The sequence below is a fragment of the Burkholderia sp. KBS0801 genome, assembly GCF_005937855.2.
In the GTDB taxonomy this organism is placed as follows: domain Bacteria; phylum Pseudomonadota; class Gammaproteobacteria; order Burkholderiales; family Burkholderiaceae; genus Burkholderia; species Burkholderia ambifaria.
The window spans coordinates 312,175-329,408 of the sequence record NZ_CP042178.1 but is presented as its reverse complement, the minus strand read 5'-3'; the positions used below and the strand labels follow the sequence as shown (position 1 = coordinate 329,408).

Annotated in this window: 13 protein-coding genes; 7 read left to right on the top strand and 6 right to left on the bottom strand. The window is 64.7% G+C overall.

The annotated features are described in order from the left end of the window. Nucleotides 1-47: 47 nt before the first annotated feature. Both FFI87_RS18305 and gabD read left to right on the top strand, forming a co-directional pair. The gene (locus FFI87_RS18305; protein ID WP_041490102.1) at nt 48-1,337 is read left to right on the top strand and encodes a 4-aminobutyrate--2-oxoglutarate transaminase; all 1,290 of its coding nucleotides are present in this window, start codon (nt 48-50) and stop codon (nt 1,335-1,337) included. Between the two features lie 90 nt (nt 1,338-1,427). Beyond that, entirely contained in the window at nt 1,428-2,897 is a 1,470-nt protein-coding gene (gene gabD, locus FFI87_RS18300) for an NADP-dependent succinate-semialdehyde dehydrogenase (RefSeq protein ID WP_012366920.1), read from the top strand. 116 nt (nt 2,898-3,013) lie between these two features. Here gabD and FFI87_RS18295 read toward each other — a convergent pair whose 3' ends face one another. Both FFI87_RS18295 and FFI87_RS18285 read right to left on the bottom strand, forming a co-directional pair. After that, on the bottom strand, nt 3,014-4,558 hold the full coding sequence (locus FFI87_RS18295) for a PAS domain-containing methyl-accepting chemotaxis protein (protein ID WP_138849580.1): 1,545 nt from the start codon (nt 4,556-4,558) through the stop codon (nt 3,014-3,016). A gap of 272 nt (nt 4,559-4,830) precedes the next feature. Next, nucleotides 4,831-6,375 carry a PAS domain-containing methyl-accepting chemotaxis protein gene (locus FFI87_RS18285; protein WP_138850234.1) on the bottom strand — a complete coding sequence of 515 codons (1,545 nt, stop codon included), beginning with the start codon at nt 6,373-6,375 and terminating at the stop codon, nt 4,831-4,833. Between the two features lie 419 nt (nt 6,376-6,794). Between FFI87_RS18285 and FFI87_RS18280 the strand changes: the two genes are divergently transcribed. Further along, nucleotides 6,795-7,274 (top strand): DUF523 domain-containing protein, encoded by a 480-nt coding sequence (locus tag FFI87_RS18280; RefSeq protein WP_175709658.1) that lies wholly within the window; start codon nt 6,795-6,797, stop codon nt 7,272-7,274. Between the two features lie 99 nt (nt 7,275-7,373). Here the strand turns inward: FFI87_RS18280 and pcaF are convergent, their stop codons facing one another. Beyond that, a complete protein-coding gene (gene pcaF, locus FFI87_RS18275) occupies nt 7,374-8,576 on the bottom strand; it encodes a 3-oxoadipyl-CoA thiolase (protein ID WP_012366924.1) in 1,203 nt (400 codons plus the stop codon). A 227-nt stretch (nt 8,577-8,803) separates the two neighbouring features. Here pcaF and FFI87_RS18270 point away from each other — a divergent pair, with 227 nt between their 5' ends. Then, the gene (locus FFI87_RS18270; RefSeq protein WP_006750374.1) at nt 8,804-9,592 is read left to right on the top strand and encodes an IclR family transcriptional regulator; all 789 of its coding nucleotides are present in this window, start codon (nt 8,804-8,806) and stop codon (nt 9,590-9,592) included. Nucleotides 9,593-10,133: 541 nt separating this feature from the next. On the opposite strand, the gene FFI87_RS18260 is transcribed toward FFI87_RS18270, so the two are convergent. Both FFI87_RS18260 and FFI87_RS18255 read right to left on the bottom strand, forming a co-directional pair. Continuing rightward, nucleotides 10,134-11,465, bottom strand: coding sequence for an MFS transporter (locus tag FFI87_RS18260; protein WP_138849583.1), 1,332 nt, complete (start codon nt 11,463-11,465; stop codon nt 10,134-10,136). Nucleotides 11,466-11,521: 56 nt separating this feature from the next. Beyond that, entirely contained in the window at nt 11,522-12,712 is a 1,191-nt protein-coding gene (locus tag FFI87_RS18255; RefSeq protein ID WP_138849584.1) for a M20 aminoacylase family protein, read from the bottom strand. 681 nt (nt 12,713-13,393) lie between these two features. Here FFI87_RS18255 and FFI87_RS18250 point away from each other — a divergent pair. Beyond that, the gene (locus FFI87_RS18250) at nt 13,394-13,819 is read left to right on the top strand and encodes a hypothetical protein (protein WP_012366929.1); all 426 of its coding nucleotides are present in this window, start codon (nt 13,394-13,396) and stop codon (nt 13,817-13,819) included. Between the two features lie 578 nt (nt 13,820-14,397). Here FFI87_RS18250 and FFI87_RS18245 read toward each other — a convergent pair. Next, nucleotides 14,398-15,285, bottom strand: a complete 888-nt coding sequence (locus tag FFI87_RS18245) for a LysR family transcriptional regulator (protein WP_212061469.1) — start codon at nt 15,283-15,285, stop codon at nt 14,398-14,400. A gap of 143 nt (nt 15,286-15,428) precedes the next feature. On the opposite strand from FFI87_RS18245, the gene FFI87_RS18240 reads away from it, so the two are divergent. Together FFI87_RS18240 and FFI87_RS18235 are read left to right on the top strand one after the other, a co-directional pair. Further along, nucleotides 15,429-16,181 carry an SDR family oxidoreductase gene (locus tag FFI87_RS18240; protein ID WP_124904967.1) on the top strand — a complete coding sequence of 251 codons (753 nt, stop codon included), beginning with the start codon at nt 15,429-15,431 and terminating at the stop codon, nt 16,179-16,181. Between the two features lie 160 nt (nt 16,182-16,341). After that, entirely contained in the window at nt 16,342-17,022 is a 681-nt protein-coding gene (locus FFI87_RS18235; RefSeq protein ID WP_138849586.1) for a glutathione S-transferase family protein, read from the top strand. The last annotated feature ends 212 nt before the right edge of the window (nt 17,023-17,234 follow it).

Below are 17,234 nucleotides of genomic sequence, written 5' to 3'. Positions count from 1 at the left end.
GCTGCCAACGCGGCCGATTTTTATCCCACCGGACAGACATCAAGGAGATGACCGTGAAGAATGCCGACCTGCAGGCCCGCAAGAACGCCGCCACCCCGCGCGGCGTCGGCGTGATGTGTGATTTCTACGCAGCCCGCGCCGAGAATGCGGAGCTGTGGGATGTCGAAGGCCGCCGCTTCATCGATTTCGCCGCCGGCATCGCGGTGCTGAACACGGGCCATCGCCACCCGAAGATCGTCAAGGCGATCGCGGAGCAACTGAACAGCTTCACGCACACCGCTTACCAGATCGTGCCGTACGCGTCGTACGTCGAGCTGGCCGAGAAGATCAACGAACGCGCGCCGGGCGACTTCCCGAAAAAGACGGCCTTCTTCACGACCGGCGCCGAAGCCGTCGAAAACGCGATCAAGATCGCACGCGCCGCGACCGGCCGTCCGGGTGTCATCGCGTTCTCGGGCGGCTTCCACGGCCGCACGATGATGGGCATGGCGCTGACCGGCAAGGTCGCCCCGTACAAGCTGAACTTCGGCCCGTTCCCGGGCGACGTGTTCCACGCCCCGTACCCGAACGCGCTGCACGGCGTGTCGACGGCCGACTCGATCAAGGCGATCGAGATGCTGTTCAAGGCCGACATCGATCCGAAGCGTGTCGCCGCGATCATCTTCGAACCGGTCCAGGGCGAAGGCGGCTTCAACCCGGCGCCGGCCGAGTTCGTGCGCGCGCTGCGCAAGATCTGTAACGAACACGGCATCCTGCTGATCGCCGACGAAGTGCAAACCGGCTTCGCCCGCACCGGCAAGCTGTTCGCGATGCAGCACTACGACGTGCTGGCCGACCTGATCACGATGGCGAAGAGCCTCGCGGGCGGCATGCCGCTGTCGGGCGTCGTCGGCCGTGCCGACGTGATGGACGCGGCGGCGCCCGGCGGCCTCGGCGGCACCTACGCGGGCAACCCGCTGGCGGTCGCATCGGCGCACGCGGTGCTCGAGATCATCGACGAAGAGAAGCTGTGCGAGCGCGCGACGCAACTCGGCGACGTGCTGAAGGCGAAGCTCAATTCGCTGCAGGCCGACGTGCCGCAGATCGCCGACGTGCGCGGCCCGGGCGCGATGATCGCGGTCGAGTTCCTGAAGCCGGGTTCGGGCGAGCCGGACGCCGACTTCACGAAGCGCGTGCAGGCGCGTGCGCTCGAGCGCGGGCTGCTGCTGCTCGTATGCGGCGTGTACTCGAACGTCGTGCGCTTCCTGTTCCCGCTGACGATTCCGCAGGCCGTGTTCGACGAAGCGCTCGTGATCCTCGAGGAAGTGCTGAAGGAGACGGTCGGCGTGCCGGCCTGAGTTCCCGCCCACTTCCACTGATTGCGCCGCCGCCGTCTTCATGACGGCGGCGGCCGTTTCATCCGTCCTTTTTCAAAGCAGGCTATTCATATGAGCACGGTTCAGGAAACCCTGGCACTGAAAGATCCGTCGCTGTTCCGCCAGCAGGCGTACGTCAACGGCGAATGGCAAGGCGCGGCGAACGGCGAGTCGTTCGAAGTCCGCAACCCGGCGACCGGCGGCCTGCTCGGCACCGTGCCGGCGATGGGCACGGCCGAGACGCGTCACGCGATCGAAGCCGCGAACGCCGCATGGCCGGCGTGGCGCAAGAAGACCGCGAAGGAACGCGCGGCGATCCTGCGCAAGTGGCACGACCTGATGATGGAAAACGCCGACGACCTCGCGCTGATCCTCACCACCGAGCAGGGCAAGTCGCTGGCCGAGGCGAAGGGCGAGATCGGCTACGCGGCATCGTTCCTCGAGTGGTTCGCGGAAGAAGGCAAGCGCGTGTACGGCGACACGATCCCGACGCCGGCGAGCGACAAGCGCATCGTCGTGACGAAGGAAGCGATCGGCGTGTGCGCGGCGATCACGCCGTGGAACTTCCCGGCGGCGATGATCACCCGCAAGGTCGGCCCGGCGCTCGCGGCGGGCTGCCCGATCGTCGTGAAGCCGGCCGAGGCGACGCCGTTCTCCGCGCTCGCGATGGCCGTGCTGGCCGAGCGTGCGGGCGTGCCGGCCGGCGTGTTCAGTGTCGTCACGGGCGACCCGAAGGCGATCGGCGGCGAGCTGACGTCGAACCCGATCGTGCGCAAGCTGTCGTTCACCGGCTCGACGCCGGTCGGCCGTCTGCTGATGGCGCAATGCGCGACGACGGTCAAGAAGGTGTCGCTGGAGCTTGGTGGCAACGCGCCGTTCATCGTGTTCGACGATGCCGATCTCGATGCCGCCGTGCAGGGCGCGATCGCGTCGAAGTACCGCAACAGCGGCCAGACGTGCGTGTGCACGAACCGCTTCTACGTGCACGAAGCCGTGTACGACCAGTTCGCGCAGAAGCTCGCGGCGGCGGTCGGCCAGCTGAAGGTCGGTCGCGGCACGGAGCCGGGCGTCACGCAGGGTCCGCTGATCAACGAAGCGGCCGTGCTGAAGGTCGAGGCGCACATCGAGGACGCGCTCGCGAAGGGCGCGACCGTCGTGACGGGCGGCAAGCGCCATGCGCTCGGCCACGGCTTCTTCGAGCCGACCGTGCTGACGGGCGTCACGCCGGCGATGAAGGTCGCTAAGGAAGAGACGTTCGGGCCGCTTGCGCCGCTGTTCAAGTTCAGCAGCGACGACGAGGTGATCCGCCTCGCGAACGACACCGAGTTCGGTCTCGCCGCCTACTTCTTCAGTCGCGACATCGGCCGCGTGTGGAAGGTCGCCGAAGCGCTCGAATACGGGATGGTCGGCGTGAACACGGGCCTGATCTCGAACGAAGTCGCACCGTTCGGCGGCGTCAAGCAGTCGGGCCTCGGCCGCGAAGGCTCACACTACGGCATCGACGACTACGTCGTGATCAAGTACCTCTGCCTGGCTGTTTGATGGTTCAAGGCCTGTCGCGTCCGTGACAGGCCCTGACCGCCCGGCCGGAACCGGGCGGTCACGACGCGGGCCGGTACCCCTCTCCGCCGTGTCCGCGTCACCTCCGCGCCCCGCTTTCACCGAAACACGTTCACCGCATCCACCAGCCGCGTCGCCTGCTGCTTGAGGCTCTCCGACGCCGCCGTGCTTTGCTCGACCAGCGCCGCGTTCTGCTGCGTGATGTTGTCCAGATGCACGACCGCCTGATCGACCTGCGCGACGCCGGTGCTCTGCTCGGCCGTCGACGAGCTGATTTCCGCGATCAGGTCCGACACGCGCTTCACCTGCGTGACGATGTCCTCCATCGTCTTGCCGGCGCCATCAACGATGCGTGCGCCGGATTCGACGCGGTCGACGCTCGCGCCGATCAGCGTCTTGATTTCCTTCGCCGCGTTCGCGCTGCGCTGCGCGAGCGCCCGCACCTCGCCGGCGACCACCGCGAAACCGCGGCCCTGATCGCCCGCGCGCGCCGCTTCGACCGCCGCGTTCAGCGCGAGGATGTTGGTCTGGAACGCGATCCCGTCGATCACGCCGATGATGTCGGCAATCTTGCGCGAACTCGCCGTGATGTCGTTCATCGTCGCGACGACCTCGCTCACCGCCTGCCCGCCGCGCTCGGCCGCGTCGCTCGCGGACACCGACAACTGGTTCGCCTGCAGCGCCGTCTCCGCATTGCTCGACACCGTGGCCGTCATCTCGGCCATCGATGCGGCCGTCTGCTGCACGCTGGTGGACGCCTGCTCGGTACGCGCGCTCAGGTCGTTGTTGCCTTGCGCGATCTCGTTGCTCGCGCGCTGCACGTTGTGCACCTGCTCGCTGACGTCGTCGACGAGCCAGCGGAACATCAGCCCGAGCTGGTTGATCGTGCGCAGCGTCATGCCGATCTCGTCGACGCGATCCATCGCGACGCCGGTGCGGCTCTCGCCGGTCGCGACGCGCAACGCCTGATCGCGCAACTGCATCAGCGGCCGTGCGATCTGTGCGTCGAGCCACAGCCCGGCGGCAACCGACACGCCGGCCGTCGCCGCCGCGAACGCCGCGAGCCCACCACCAGTCAGCCCGCAGGCCCAGCCCGCGCCGACGACGGCCGGCACGAGCACGCACAGCGTCGAATGCAGCCGCGCCCGTACCGACATCGTCTGGAGCAGTGACGCAATGCGCATCAGCCCGGTCCGGACGATCAGCCCCTTGTGGAAACGGCGGTTACCCGCCTTGCCTTCGCGGAACGCGCGATACAGCGCGTCGGCCGCCGCGATCTCGTCGCGCGACGCCTTCGTGCGCACCGACATGTAGCCGGTCGGCTGCCCGTTGCGCATCACCGGCACCGTATTCGAGCGCACCCAGTAGTGATCGCCGTTCTTGCGGCGGTTCTTCACGAGTGCGGTCCACGGCTCACCGTTCTTCAGCGTCGCCCACATGTCGGCGAACGCCTCTTTCGGCATATCGGGATGCCGCACGACGTTGTGCGGCTGACCTTCGATCTCTTCGGGAGAAAATCCGCTGACCTGGATGAACGCGGCATTCGCGTACTTGATGTAACTGTCCGCGTCGGTGGTCGACATCAGCGTCGCGTCGTCGGGAAATTCGAATTCGCGTTGCGTGACAGGCTGGTTATTGCGCATGGTGTGGAGTTCCGGGTTGCGGATCTTGCGTCCGCTTGTGGATGGGATCGAGACCGTACGCAGCGCGGTCGGCCCGCGTGCGTTCGGTCACACTCCTGCGCTTTCGGCAAATCTGACGAAAACCTTATGCCGGGCCCGGGTAAATATGCATTAGATTTGCATCATCTTGATTCAGCCGAACATTTGGTTTATACGTGAATCAAAAAATCCATTTTTATCCGATACCCATTCGAATCTCGTCGAATCGGAAACCCGAGATTCGCCGCCGACGATTACCGAAACACGTTCACCGCATCGACGAGCCGCGTCGCCTGCTGCTTGAGGCTTTCCGACGCCGCCGCGCTTTGCTCGACCAGCGCGGCGTTCTGCTGCGTGATGTTGTCCAGATGCACGACCGCCTGGTCGACCTGCGCGACGCCGGTGCTCTGCTCGGCCGTCGACGAGCTGATCTCCGCGATCAGGTCCGACACGCGCTTCACCTGCGTGACGATGTCCTCCATCGTCCTGCCGGCATCGTCGACCCGCCGGGCACCCGACTCGACCCGGTCGACGCTCGCGCCGATCAGCGTCTTGATTTCCTTCGCCGCGTTCGCGCTGCGCTGTGCGAGCGCCCGTACCTCGCCGGCAACCACTGCGAAACCACGCCCCTGTTCGCCCGCGCGCGCCGCTTCGACTGCCGCGTTCAGCGCGAGGATGTTGGTCTGGAACGCGATCCCGTCGATCACGCCGATGATGTCGGCGATCTTGCGCGAGCTCTCAGTGATGTCGCGCATCGTCGTGACGACCTCGCTCACCGCCTGGCCGCCGCGTTCGGCCGCATCGCTCGCGGACACCGCAAAGCGATTCGCCTGCAGCGCAGTCTCCGCATTGCTGTCGACGGTGGCCGTCATCTCGGCCATCGACGCGGCCGTCTGCTGCACGCTCGACGCGGCCTGTTCGGTGCGCGCGCTCAGGTCGTTGTTGCCCTGCGCGATCTCGTTGCTCGCGCGCTGCACGTTGTGCACCTGCTCGCTGACGTCGTCGACGAGCCAGCGGAACATCAATCCGAGCTGGTTGATCGTGCGCAGCGTCATGCCGATCTCGTCGACGCGGTTCATCCGCACGCCACGCCGGCTTTCGCCGGTCGCGACGTTCAGCGCCTGGTCGTGCAGCTGCTTCAGCGGACGCACGATCTGCGCATCGAGCCACAGCCCGGCGGCAACCGACACACCGGCCGTCGCCGCCGCGAACGCCGCGAGCCCGCCACCGGTCAGCCCGCAGGCCCAGCCTGCGCCGACGACGGCCGGCGCCAGCACGCACAGCGCCGCATGAACGCGCGCGCGCACCGACATCGTTTGCGGCAGCGACGCGATGCGCAGCAGCCCGGTCCGGACGATCAAGCCCTTGTGGAAGCGGCGCTGGCCCGCCTTGCCCTCGCTGAACGCGCGATACAGCGGGTCGACGGCCGCGACCTCGTCGCGCGGCGCGCGGGTGCGCACCGACATGTAGCCGTGCGGCGCGCCGTTGCGCATCACGGGCACCGCGTTCGCGCGCACCCAGTAATGGTCGCCGTTCTTGCGGCGGTTCTTCACGAGCGCGGTCCACGGTTCGCCGTTCTTCAGCGTCGCCCACATGTCGGCGAACGCCTCCTTCGGCATGTCCGGGTGCCGCACGACGTTGTGCGGCTGGCCGACGAGTTCGTCGGTCGAGAAGCCGCTCACGTGCGCGAACGTCGTGTTCGCGTAGGTGATGATGCTGTCGGCATCGGTGGTCGACATCAGCGTGACGTCGTCGGGGAATTCGAATTCTTGCTGGGTGACAGGCTGGTTGTTGCGCATGCAGGGCTCCGAAAGGCGGATCCGGCACAGGATCCGCGCGGCGCGAAAATCACGCTCAGTAGCCGAAAAACGGTTTATCGCTTCACGACGGTCTCCTCCAACTGTCGGCAATTTCCGGAAAAACCTTAATCCGGATGCGCGTAAAATTTCGAATTCGGCCTTCAGGATGATTTCGATCAAATAATCCCGTGATAAACACGCCCGGCGCTTTGCGGGATGCAATTCGATTGCGTTATGGGATAGCGTCAAGCGACGCACCAATTCAGGCAATCGTTGCGCGTAACGAAACGACTCAGCCTGATCGGCTTCATTCAACCGGCATTCTCGAACGTATTTCCGTTCGCCCGATACCACCCACACGGAGAACGACATTGCAGAGCCCGCCGCAGCCGCCAGCCGCGCCGAAGATCCTCGTCAGCATGTGCGTGCTCGGTCACCCCGTCCGATACAACGGCTCGGCGAAGACCGCCGCGCACGAAACGCTCGCACGGTGGCAGCGTGAAGGGCGTCTGGTGCCCGTGTGTCCCGAACTCGCCGGGGGCATGAGCGTGCCGCGTCCACCCGCCGAAATCGCGAACGGCGAATCGGGGCAACGCGTTCTGGCGGGTGCCGCGCGCATCGTCGACGTGCACGGTACCGACGTGACAGCGCAGTTCGTCGACGGTGCGCAAACCGCACTTGCGCTGGCACGCGCGCACGATTGCCGCTTCGCGATCCTGGCGGACGGGAGTCCGTCGTGCGGAAGCCGTTTCATTTACGACGGGAGTTTTGCGGGCCGGCGGCTTGCCGGCGCCGGCGTGACGGCGGCGCTGCTGCGCCAGCATGGCGTGGAGGTATTCGCGGACACCGAGATCGACGCGCTCGCCGCGCGCCTCGCGCAATCATCGTCCGCTGAATGACGATGTGGCCGGCACGAAGATCGGGCGCGGCCACATCGTTCGAAAAGGAAACACGGTAAAGCAGCGCGCATGCCGCGCGCGCTTCACCGCATCACGGGATCACACGCGTTCGATCGCGATGGCGATGCCCTGGCCGACGCCGATGCACATCGTGCACAGCGCGAAGCGGCCGTTGGTGCGATGCAGTTGGTACATCGCGGTCGTGACCAGACGCGCGCCCGACGCGCCGAGCGGATGGCCGAGCGCGATCGCGCCGCCGTTCGGGTTCACGCGGGGATCGTCGTCGGCGACGCCGAGCATGCGCAGCACCGCCAGCCCCTGCGACGCGAACGCTTCGTTCAGCTCGATCACGTCGAACTGGTCGATCGTCATCCCGAGCCGCGCGAGCAGCTTCTGCGTGGCCGGCGCGGGGCCGATGCCCATCACGCGCGGCGCGACGCCGGCCGTCGCGATGCCGAGCACGCGTGCGCGCGGCGTCAGGCCGAAGCGCTTCGCGGTAGCCTCGTTCGCGAGCAGCAGCGCCGCGGCGCCGTCGTTGACGCCCGACGCGTTGCCGGCCGTCACCGAGCCGTCCGGACGCACGACGCCCTTCAGTTTCGCGAGCGCTTCGAGCGACGTTTCGCGCGGATGCTCGTCACGCGAAAAGACGACCGGATCGCCCTTCTTCTGCGGAATCGTAACCGACACGATTTCCTCGGCGAGCGTGCCGTCCTGTTGCGCTCGCGCGGCCTTCTGCTGGCTGCGCAGCGCGAACAGATCCTGATCGGCGCGGCTGATGTGGTAGTCGACCGCGACGTTCTCGCCCGTCTCCGGCATCGAATCCACGCCATGCAGCTGTTTCATCAGCGGATTGACGAAACGCCAGCCGATCGTCGTGTCGTAGATGTCGGCCTGGCGCGCGAACGCGCTGGCGGCCTTGCCCATCACGAACGGCGCGCGCGTCATGCTTTCGACGCCGCCGGCCACCATCAGCGCGGCCTCGCCCGACTTGATCGCGCGCGCGGCCACGCCGACCGCGTCCATCCCGGAACCGCACAGCCGGTTGATCGTCGAACCCGGCACACCCTGCGGCAGGCCCGCGAGCAGCGCGGACATGCGCGCGACGTTGCGGTTGTCCTCGCCGGCCTGGTTCGCGCAGCCGTAGATCACGTCGTCGATCGCCGTCCAGTCGACGTCGCGGTTGCGCTCGACGAGCGCCTTGAGCGGCACCGCGCCGAGGTCGTCGGCGCGCACGCCGGACAGCGCGCCGCCGTAACGGCCGATCGGGGTACGAATCGCATCACACAGAAAAGCTTCGGTCATCAGTGTCTCCGGTCTCATGCAAGGCTGGGAAATGAAGGAAACGCGCCCCTTGCATTGCCCGCCGGGATGCGCTTAAATGTTCTATATACGAACATAAGATCGTGTATCGAACGTTCAACGCATCATAGGGAGTGCGGGGACGACCTGTCAAGCGCCCGGTCGGCGGGGCGGTTGGCGTGTCAGGCCCCATGCGCTATCTTCTCGGCTGCACGACAATCCGACCGTTCATGACAACCGAAGACATCCAGACGAAACCCGGCGACTCCTATGTGCAGTCGTTCGCGCGCGGCCTCGCGGTGATCCGCGCGTTCGACGCCCAGCGCCCGGAGCAGACGCTCACCGAGGTCGCCTCGGCCACCGGGCTGACCCGCGCGGGCGCGCGCCGGATCCTGCTGACGCTGCAGACGCTCGGCTACGTCGAAGCGGACGGCCGGCTGTTCCGGCTCACGCCGAAGATCCTCGAGCTCGGCTTCGCGTATCTCACGTCGATGCCGTTCTGGAATCTCGCCGATCCGGTGATGGAGCAATTGTCCGCGCAGATCCACGAAAGCTGCTCGGCCGCCGTGCTCGACCGCACCGAGATCGTCTACGTGCTGCGCGTGCCGACCCGCAAGATCATGACGATCAACCTGTCGATCGGCAGCCGCCTGCCCGCGTACTGCACGTCGATGGGCCGCGTGCTGCTGTCCGCGCTCGACGACGCGACGCTCGACGAAACGCTCGCGCAGAGCAACATCCGCGCGCACACGCCCCGCACGATCACCGACATCGGCGAGCTGAAGGCGACGATCGCGCAGGCGCGCCAGCAAGGCTGGGCCGTGGTCGACCAGGAACTGGAAGTGGGCCTGATGTCGATTTCCGCGCCGATCCGCAACCGGCGCGGGCAGGTGATCGCCGCGATGAACATCAGCGGCAACGCGCAGCGGCATACCGCGAAGCAGATGGTGAAGGAGTTTCTCGGGCCGCTGCAGCAGGCCGCGCAGACGGTGTCGGAGCTGGTGGCACGGCGCGGGTGAGTCGGCCTGGCGGACCGGCACGCGCGTGCGGGACGTTCCCCCGCTCCGGGGCGCCGCGGTGGGCTGCCTCGATTGTCGTGTCGCGATACGACAATTCGCGCATAAAAAGACGGGCGGCATGCGCCGCCCGCTCAACTCTCTGACTCTATTGCAACGTCCTTCTCACGGAGGGCGGAGCGAACTCCGCACCACCAATTTAGTGACGCGGCAAAGCCTGGTCAATTTGACTAGAACGAAATTGCACGGCCCCTTTCGGTCAGCGTGCCGCCCGGCCGCTCACGCGCCCAGCAACATCCCGTTGCGCACCGGCACCGCCCCCGTCACGCGGCCGAGCGACGCGCCGGCCGTCACGAAGCGGATCGCGCGCCGCACGTAGAACACGCCGTCGGTGCTGCTCGATACCGTCGTGATCGCGTCGGTTAGCGGATCGACGATGTCGAACAGCGGATCGCCCGTACGAATCGTCGCGCCGATCGCCGACCGGCGAACGCGAAATCCTCGCCCGCCAGCCGGCGCGGATCACCGCCCCCGGCGCGGCACGTCAGTCCATCGACTCGCGCGCGGTCTCGCGCAGCATCGCCACCGCGATCAGCGACAGCACCACGCAGGCGGCCACATAGCCGGCCGGCGCGAGCTTGCTGCCGGTCGTCTTCACGAGCCAGGTCGCGACCAGCTGCGCGGTGCCGCCGAAAATCGTCACCGCGAGCGCATACGCGATCGAGATCCCCGTCGCGCGCACATGGCGCGGCAGCGATTCGCACATCAGCGCCATTTCGGATGCCGACCCGAGCGAATAGAACAGGAGCATCAGCGCGGTCAGCGGCAGGATCACGGACAGCGTCGGATGATGGTTCATCAGCCAGAACGCCGGGAACAGCAGCAGAACCAGCACGCCGCGCCCGATGAAAATCGGCATGCGCCGGCTGCCGAGACGGTCCGACAGCCAGCCGAACAACGGACACGTCACCAGCATCACGCAGCCCGACGCGACGCCGACGAACATCGACAGCTTCATCGGCAGCCCCAGCGTATGGATTGCGTAGGTCGGCATGTAGAAGGTCAGGATGTAGGTCGACACCGTGCCGCCCATCACCGTCAGCATCAACAGCAGCACCGTGCGCGTGTGCCGCGAGAACAGCTCGCGCAGCACGCCGCGTTCGATGCCGTGATGGCTGTCGCCGGGCGCATCGTCCGCGAGCCGGCGGCGCAGGTACATACCGACCGGGGCGATCAGCACGCCCACGAAGAACGGCAGGCGCCAGCCCCAGCCCTCGAGCGCATCCTTCGTCAGCGTGTTCGACAGCAGCGCCGCGAAACCCGACCCCATCAGCGCGGCGCCGCCCTGCGTCGCGAGCTGCCAGCTCGCGCGGAACGCACGGTGCGACGTGCCGCCCTGCTCGATCAGCGTGGATGTCGCGGCGCCGAATTCGCCGCCCTGCGAGAAGCCCTGCATCAGCCGCGCGCATACGACCAGCAGCGGCGCGGCCACGCCGGCCTGTGCGTAGGTCGGCGCGATCGCGATCAGGCCGGTGCCGAGCGCCATCAGCATGATCGTCAGGTTCAGCGCGGCCTTGCGGCCGCGGCGGTCCGCATAGACGCCGAGCACGACGCTGCCGAGCGGCCGCGTGAAGAAGCCGGCTGCAAACGTCGCGACCGACAGCAGCAGCGACGTGGTCGGGTCGCTCGACGGGAAGAACAGCTTGCCGATCAGTACTGCGAAAAAGCCGTACACGGTGAAATCGAAGAACTCCAGCCAGTTGCCGATCACGGCCGCCGCGATCGCGCCGCGCTTCGTGACGGCCGGTGCGCCGCGCGTATCGGTTCCGGCGGCGCCCGTCGACGCGGGGTGCAGCGCGAGATGGTCTTTCTGCATCGTTCGTCTCTCCTCTCAATGCGGCCGGAAGCGCCGGCCACGCGCCGCCGCCGGGATTACTGCCCGAGGTAACGCTCCACGAGGCGCGTCCAGAACGCCGCGCCGATCGGCAGATTGCGATCGTTGAAGTCGTACTTCGGGTTGTGCACCATGCAGCCGTCTTCCCCTTCGCCGTTGCCGAGCCGCACGAACGAGCCGGGCCGCTGCTGCAGCATGAACGCGAAATCCTCGCTGCCCATCAGCAGGTCGGCCTGCTCGACGACGTGCGCGTCGCCGACCAGCTCGCGCGCGACCTGCGCGGCGAAATCCGTTTCGGCATCCGAATTGACGACGACCGGATAGCCTTCGATGTACTCGACGTGTGCGGTCGCGCCGTAGCTCGCGGCCTGCGATTCGGCGAGCTCGACGATGCGGCGCTTCAGCAGCGCGCGCACTTCCGGGCTGAACGAACGCACGCTGAGTTCGAGGCGCGCGCCGTTCGGGATTACGTTGTTCGCGGTGCCGGCGTGCATCGAGCCGACCGTGACGACCGCCGGCTGCGACGGGTCGACGTTGCGCGCGACGATCGTCTGCAGCGCCATCACGATGCTCGCCGCGACGACCACCGGGTCGACCGTCAGGTGCGGCCGCGCCGCGTGGCCGCCGACGCCCTCGATCGAGATGATCGCCTTGTCGCCGGCCGACATGAACGGGCCGCGCCGCGTGAGGAACACGCCGGGCGCCGCGCCCGGATGGTTGTGCATGCCGAACACCGCATCGCACGGAAAGCGCTCGAACAGGCCGTCGTCGATCATCTTCTTCGCGCCGCTGTCGACGCCGTGCTCTTCGGCCGGCTGGAAATACAGGTGCACGGTGCCGGAGAAGTTGCGCGTCTTCGCGAGGTGCTGCGCGGCGCCGAGCAGCATCGTCGTGTGGCCGTCGTGGCCGCACGCGTGCATCTTGCCGTGCGTGCCGCTCGCATACGGCAGGCCGGTTGCCTCGAGGATCGGCAGCGCATCCATGTCCGCGCGGATGCCAATGCTGCGCGTGCCGTCGCCGACCCGCAGCGTGCCGACCACACCCGTCTGCCCGACCCCGCGCGTCACCTGCCAGCCCCATTGCTCGAGCTTGTCCGCGACGAGCGCGGCCGTTTCATGCTCCTCGTACGCGAGTTCCGGGTGATGGTGAATGTGATGGCGGATCTCGCGCAGCCCGCCGGCGGCGGGCATCAGATCCTCGATTTCGGTGAATCGGACGTCGGTGGTCATCAAGCGGCTCCTGCTGATGGGAAAGCGAGCCACTATATCGAGCCGATATCGGCTCAATAAGATGCGGAATTTTTCACCGCGATAAGATTTTTTAATCAGGGTTAGTACGGAGGCGTTCATGCGCGTGTAGCTTTCGATTAGATGCGGATACGACTTTCGATTAGATGTGGATATGGGCACGTGATGCATCGCTGGAACGCCCATAGCGCAAGGCGTATCCATATCTAACCGAAAGTGCCTTCCGGAGCCCTCCAAGGAGCACCCGCGCATTGCCGTGCGCGCGCCAATGGTCGATTCCAGAGCGCCCGGCCGCAAGCGTTCCGAAAGCAGACCAAGCTCCGCAAGGCGAGTGAGGCCACGGACTGGCGTCCTTCTTCGCCGATCCAATGGCCTACAACTTCGGGAGAGGCCCACCGCCGCTAGACTGTATGGCCGACAAATGTGGAGCAAAAACCGACGCAGGCCATTGCTGCTCGCACTCCGGCGCAGGCGAATTTGGGCACGGCCGAGGTCCGGCCACGAGCCCATACCGGTCAGAGCGCAGTGATTCACGGTCCATCGATTCATGCGAGCCGGACCTTCGCGCGGATACACATCGACGGGGAGCGTCCCATCACATTTGGCGCCATGGCCCTTTCACTGAGCTATACCTAGCTTCGGCACAGACCGCATTCAACGAACATGATCGATTACACGGAAGAGCAGATAGCTGCCAGAGAACTCCGAAACACCGCATACCACGAAGCGGGCCACAAGTTGCTCTACGAGCGCTTCGGCGGCGCTGGCGACGCAGTCGTGTGGAAAAACGAGAGTGGCAATTCCGAAGAGTGCGCGTGGCTCGGCCAGTTCCGTCCTCGCACCTGCCCCGAGGAGATGCACAAGGTGGCGTTGAAACATGGGTTTGCGGTTCCCGAGCTACCTGCGAACTGGAAAATGCTCGTCGGCATGTCTGGCCTGTTGGCCGAAGAAATCCTGAGCGGTGAGACGGAGGATACCGGCGCTATGCGCGGATTCCCTGTTCCTCAAAATTTCCTTTGGAGAAGCATCGGCCTCCGATCTCGCGCTCATGGGCGTCACGGACATCGAGGGCTGCGGACTGAGCTATGACGTGGTCGACGAAGTCGTGCGGATGCTGCGCGAGGGATGGTCCGTCGTGCAGGAAGAAGCCGAGTATCTGATAGCGTCCGCCGCAGCTGATCCTGCTTGCTGCAGAATGGTATGAGAGATTACCCGTCTGCGGCATGTGATGCGGCGATTTTTCCGGCAGGCTGCTGATGTGATCGGAGCCGACCATCCCGTGTCGTCGGGCCAACGGTGTGATTTTCGACCCGCCCCGAACACGAAGTGTCTGACAACCCCTTTTCTGCTGACCGTCTGGATGAACGGGTTACCAGTAATATTCGCCGTCGTCACGTTGACCTTCGATCCATGTGTCGCCGAGGTCGAGCTCGTAGTATGAATAGGCTGATTCGCCTCGCTTGCCGGCGACTTCGAGAGTAGTTTGCCCCGATACGGTACACACTGATCAGGTTTCTGGAATTCCGAGCGACAGCTACGCTTCCATCGACTGTCGGCATAACGAAGCTGCCTTCATCTATCCCGGAATCCACGACCGCCAGATGCTGGACGCAGCTTCGCGGGCTTCGGTTTTGCTGGATGCTCCCAGATTGGCCGCAATCAATCCCCTAAGGCTTCGGAAATGCGATTTTGTTGAAAGCCGAAATCCTTGAAAATACGTCGGAAATGAATTCAATAAACACTATGGCCCGTGTTGGAAGCAACCTGTTTGCAACATAGACAATCTGAACAGGGACGGCCGGAGCAAAGTGCCCGGTCAGAATTAACTGCAAACGACCGCTTTTTAACCCTTCCTCGAACAGCCATTCCGGCCCATGCCCGACCCCTAACCCTGCTGTGACCGCTGCTCGAACGGCCTCGGGTGAGTTGACCCGCAATCTCCCAGAGACCGGAATATCGGCGTCACGAAAGCGCCATGTCGCACCGGACGACAGCAAAGTATAGACCACGCAATCATGTTCGCGCAGGTCATCAGGTGTGTCCGGAACTCCGCGTTTCGCCAGATAGTCCTTGCTGGCCACGGCCACACGCTCGTACATTCCCATGCGCCTGGCGCGTAGCGCACTGTCCTCCAGATGTCCAATGCGAATCGCGAGCTCGACTCCCTCGTCTACAAGGTTCACGTAGCGATCGCTGATCTGAAGATCCAGCGTCAATCTGGGATACCGCTCCAGAAAGACCGGGACCTGAGGCAACACATATGCATGCGCTAACGCCGTGGGACAGGCCACGCGCAAGAGTCCCGATGGATCGACACTGTTCCTGAAAGACGATTCAGATTCGTCCACCGCGTCAAGAATCCGGCGGATATCTGCATAGTAGCGTTCACCCTCGGGCGTCAGGGCAAGCTTTCGTGTGGATCGGTGCAGCAGCCGCGTTTGGAGATGGTCCTCCAGCGCGGCTACATAGCGGCTGACGTTGGGTTGGCCCAATCCCAAATCTCGCCCTGCAGCAGAAAAACTCCCCGTCTCGACGGCCCGTGCGAAGCACGTCATCAAGAGAAATCGGTCCACGCGGCCCCCAATTCATGCAACGGAAGCATGAAATATATTCAAAGCAGACATCTTATCGCCACATCGGCATAAGTGCACATTTCTCCCTGTCGACCACGGTTGGTTGTCACTTACAGGAGAAGTCAATGTCGCGCTTGCAAGGTAAACGCACCCTTATCACCGGCGGCACCAGCGGCATCGGTCTGGAAACCGCGAAGCAGTTTTTGGCCGAGGGCGCCCGCGTCGTCGTCACGGGAGTCAATCCCGATTCGATCGCCAAGGCGCAAGCCGAACTTGGACCCGAGGTTCCGGTTCTACGGGCCGACTCGGCCAGCGTCGCTGCCCAAAAGGAACTGGCACAAGCCGTCAAGGACCACTATGGCCAACTAGACGTTGCCTTTCTCAATGCTGGTGTATCCGTCTGGTTGCCGATCGAGGAATGGACGGAAGAGATGTTCGATCGCTCGTTCGATGTCAATGTCAAGGGACCGTACTTCTTGCTCCAGGCGTTGCTGCCGGTGTTCGCTCGCCCGGCGTCGGTCGTGCTCAACACGTCCGTCAGTGCGCATGTTGGCGCAGAGCGCTCCTCCGTTTATGCGGCCACCAAGGCTGCGGTGCTGAATATGTCGAAGACGCTTTCGGCGGAACTGCTTGGACGCGGCGTCCGCGTCAATGCGGTCAGCCCCGGCCCGGTCGACACGCCGCTGTACGACAAGCTCGGCATCCCCGACGCCTACCGCGAACAAGTCAACAGGGATATTGCCGCCACCATCCCACTCGGCCGCTTCGGTACTCCGGAGGAGGTGGCCAAAGCCGTGCTGTACCTGGCCTCCGACGAGTCCCGTTGGACGGTCGGATCGGAAATCGTCGTGGATGGCGGTCGCATGCTCAACCGCTGATCGAGCAACGCCGGAGCCCGGGAAAAGCGTCTTCTGTTCGCGCACGAGTGGCAGGCGCTGCGTTCGGCATCACGCTTTCCCCTCCCGCGAAGCAAAAAGAGCAGAGACACGGAAAACATCCTGGTGCACTGCCGCTGCATACAGACCATTCGAGCCTTACATGACAATGCCCTCGCTTACTCTGATCAGTCACCCTCTGTGCCCGTTCGTCCAGCGGGCCGCCATCGTTTTGCTTGAAAAGCAACTTGCGTTCGAGCGTATCAACGTGGATCTCGACGCCAAGCCGGCTTGGTTTTTGGCACTGTCACCGACTGCCAAGGTCCCTTTGCTCCAAATCCAGCAGCCCGACGGCGAAGAAGAGATCTTGTTTGAAAGTATGGCGATTTGCGAATATCTGGACGAAACGCAACCCGGCCCACATCTCTACCCGGCCAATCCATTGGCACGCGCCAAGCATCGAGCCTGGATTGAATTTGGCTCAGCGACCCTGGGCGAGGCGTGGGGGTACTTGAACGCCAAGGACCATGCCAGCGCCGAAGTAAAAGCCACGTCGTTCAAAGAACGGCTGGTCCAACTCGAAAACGTCCCAGGCCTCGGTCCGTACTTCGACGGTGAGACCTTTGGCATGGTAGACGCGGTCTTTGCCCCCATCTTCCGCTACTTCGACACCTTAGAGATAGATGGTGTCGCGTCAATTTTCGCGGACGTTCCCAAAATCAACGCCTGGCGTAGAAATCTCCGAGGAAGAGCTAGTGTGATCGGCGCCGTTTCTGTAGATTATCAGGCCCTTTTTCTAGCGCACTTGCGACGGCAAAAGGCCGTGCTGGCCGAGAAAATGTAGGACGCGTCCTCATCGCCTCACGTGCTCTATTGGAACGCGCTCCTCCGTTACAAATCCATCCCGAGACCTTATAGCCGCAACCGGAAGCTAACAAAGGTTCTTCTCGGGAACCACGGCTAAAAGATGCCACCGCCTCGCGTGCTCGGAAAGACGATTGTCGAATGATCGTCATCGAGCATTCGTTCGGTGGGCAAATTATTCACAGAGCCTTG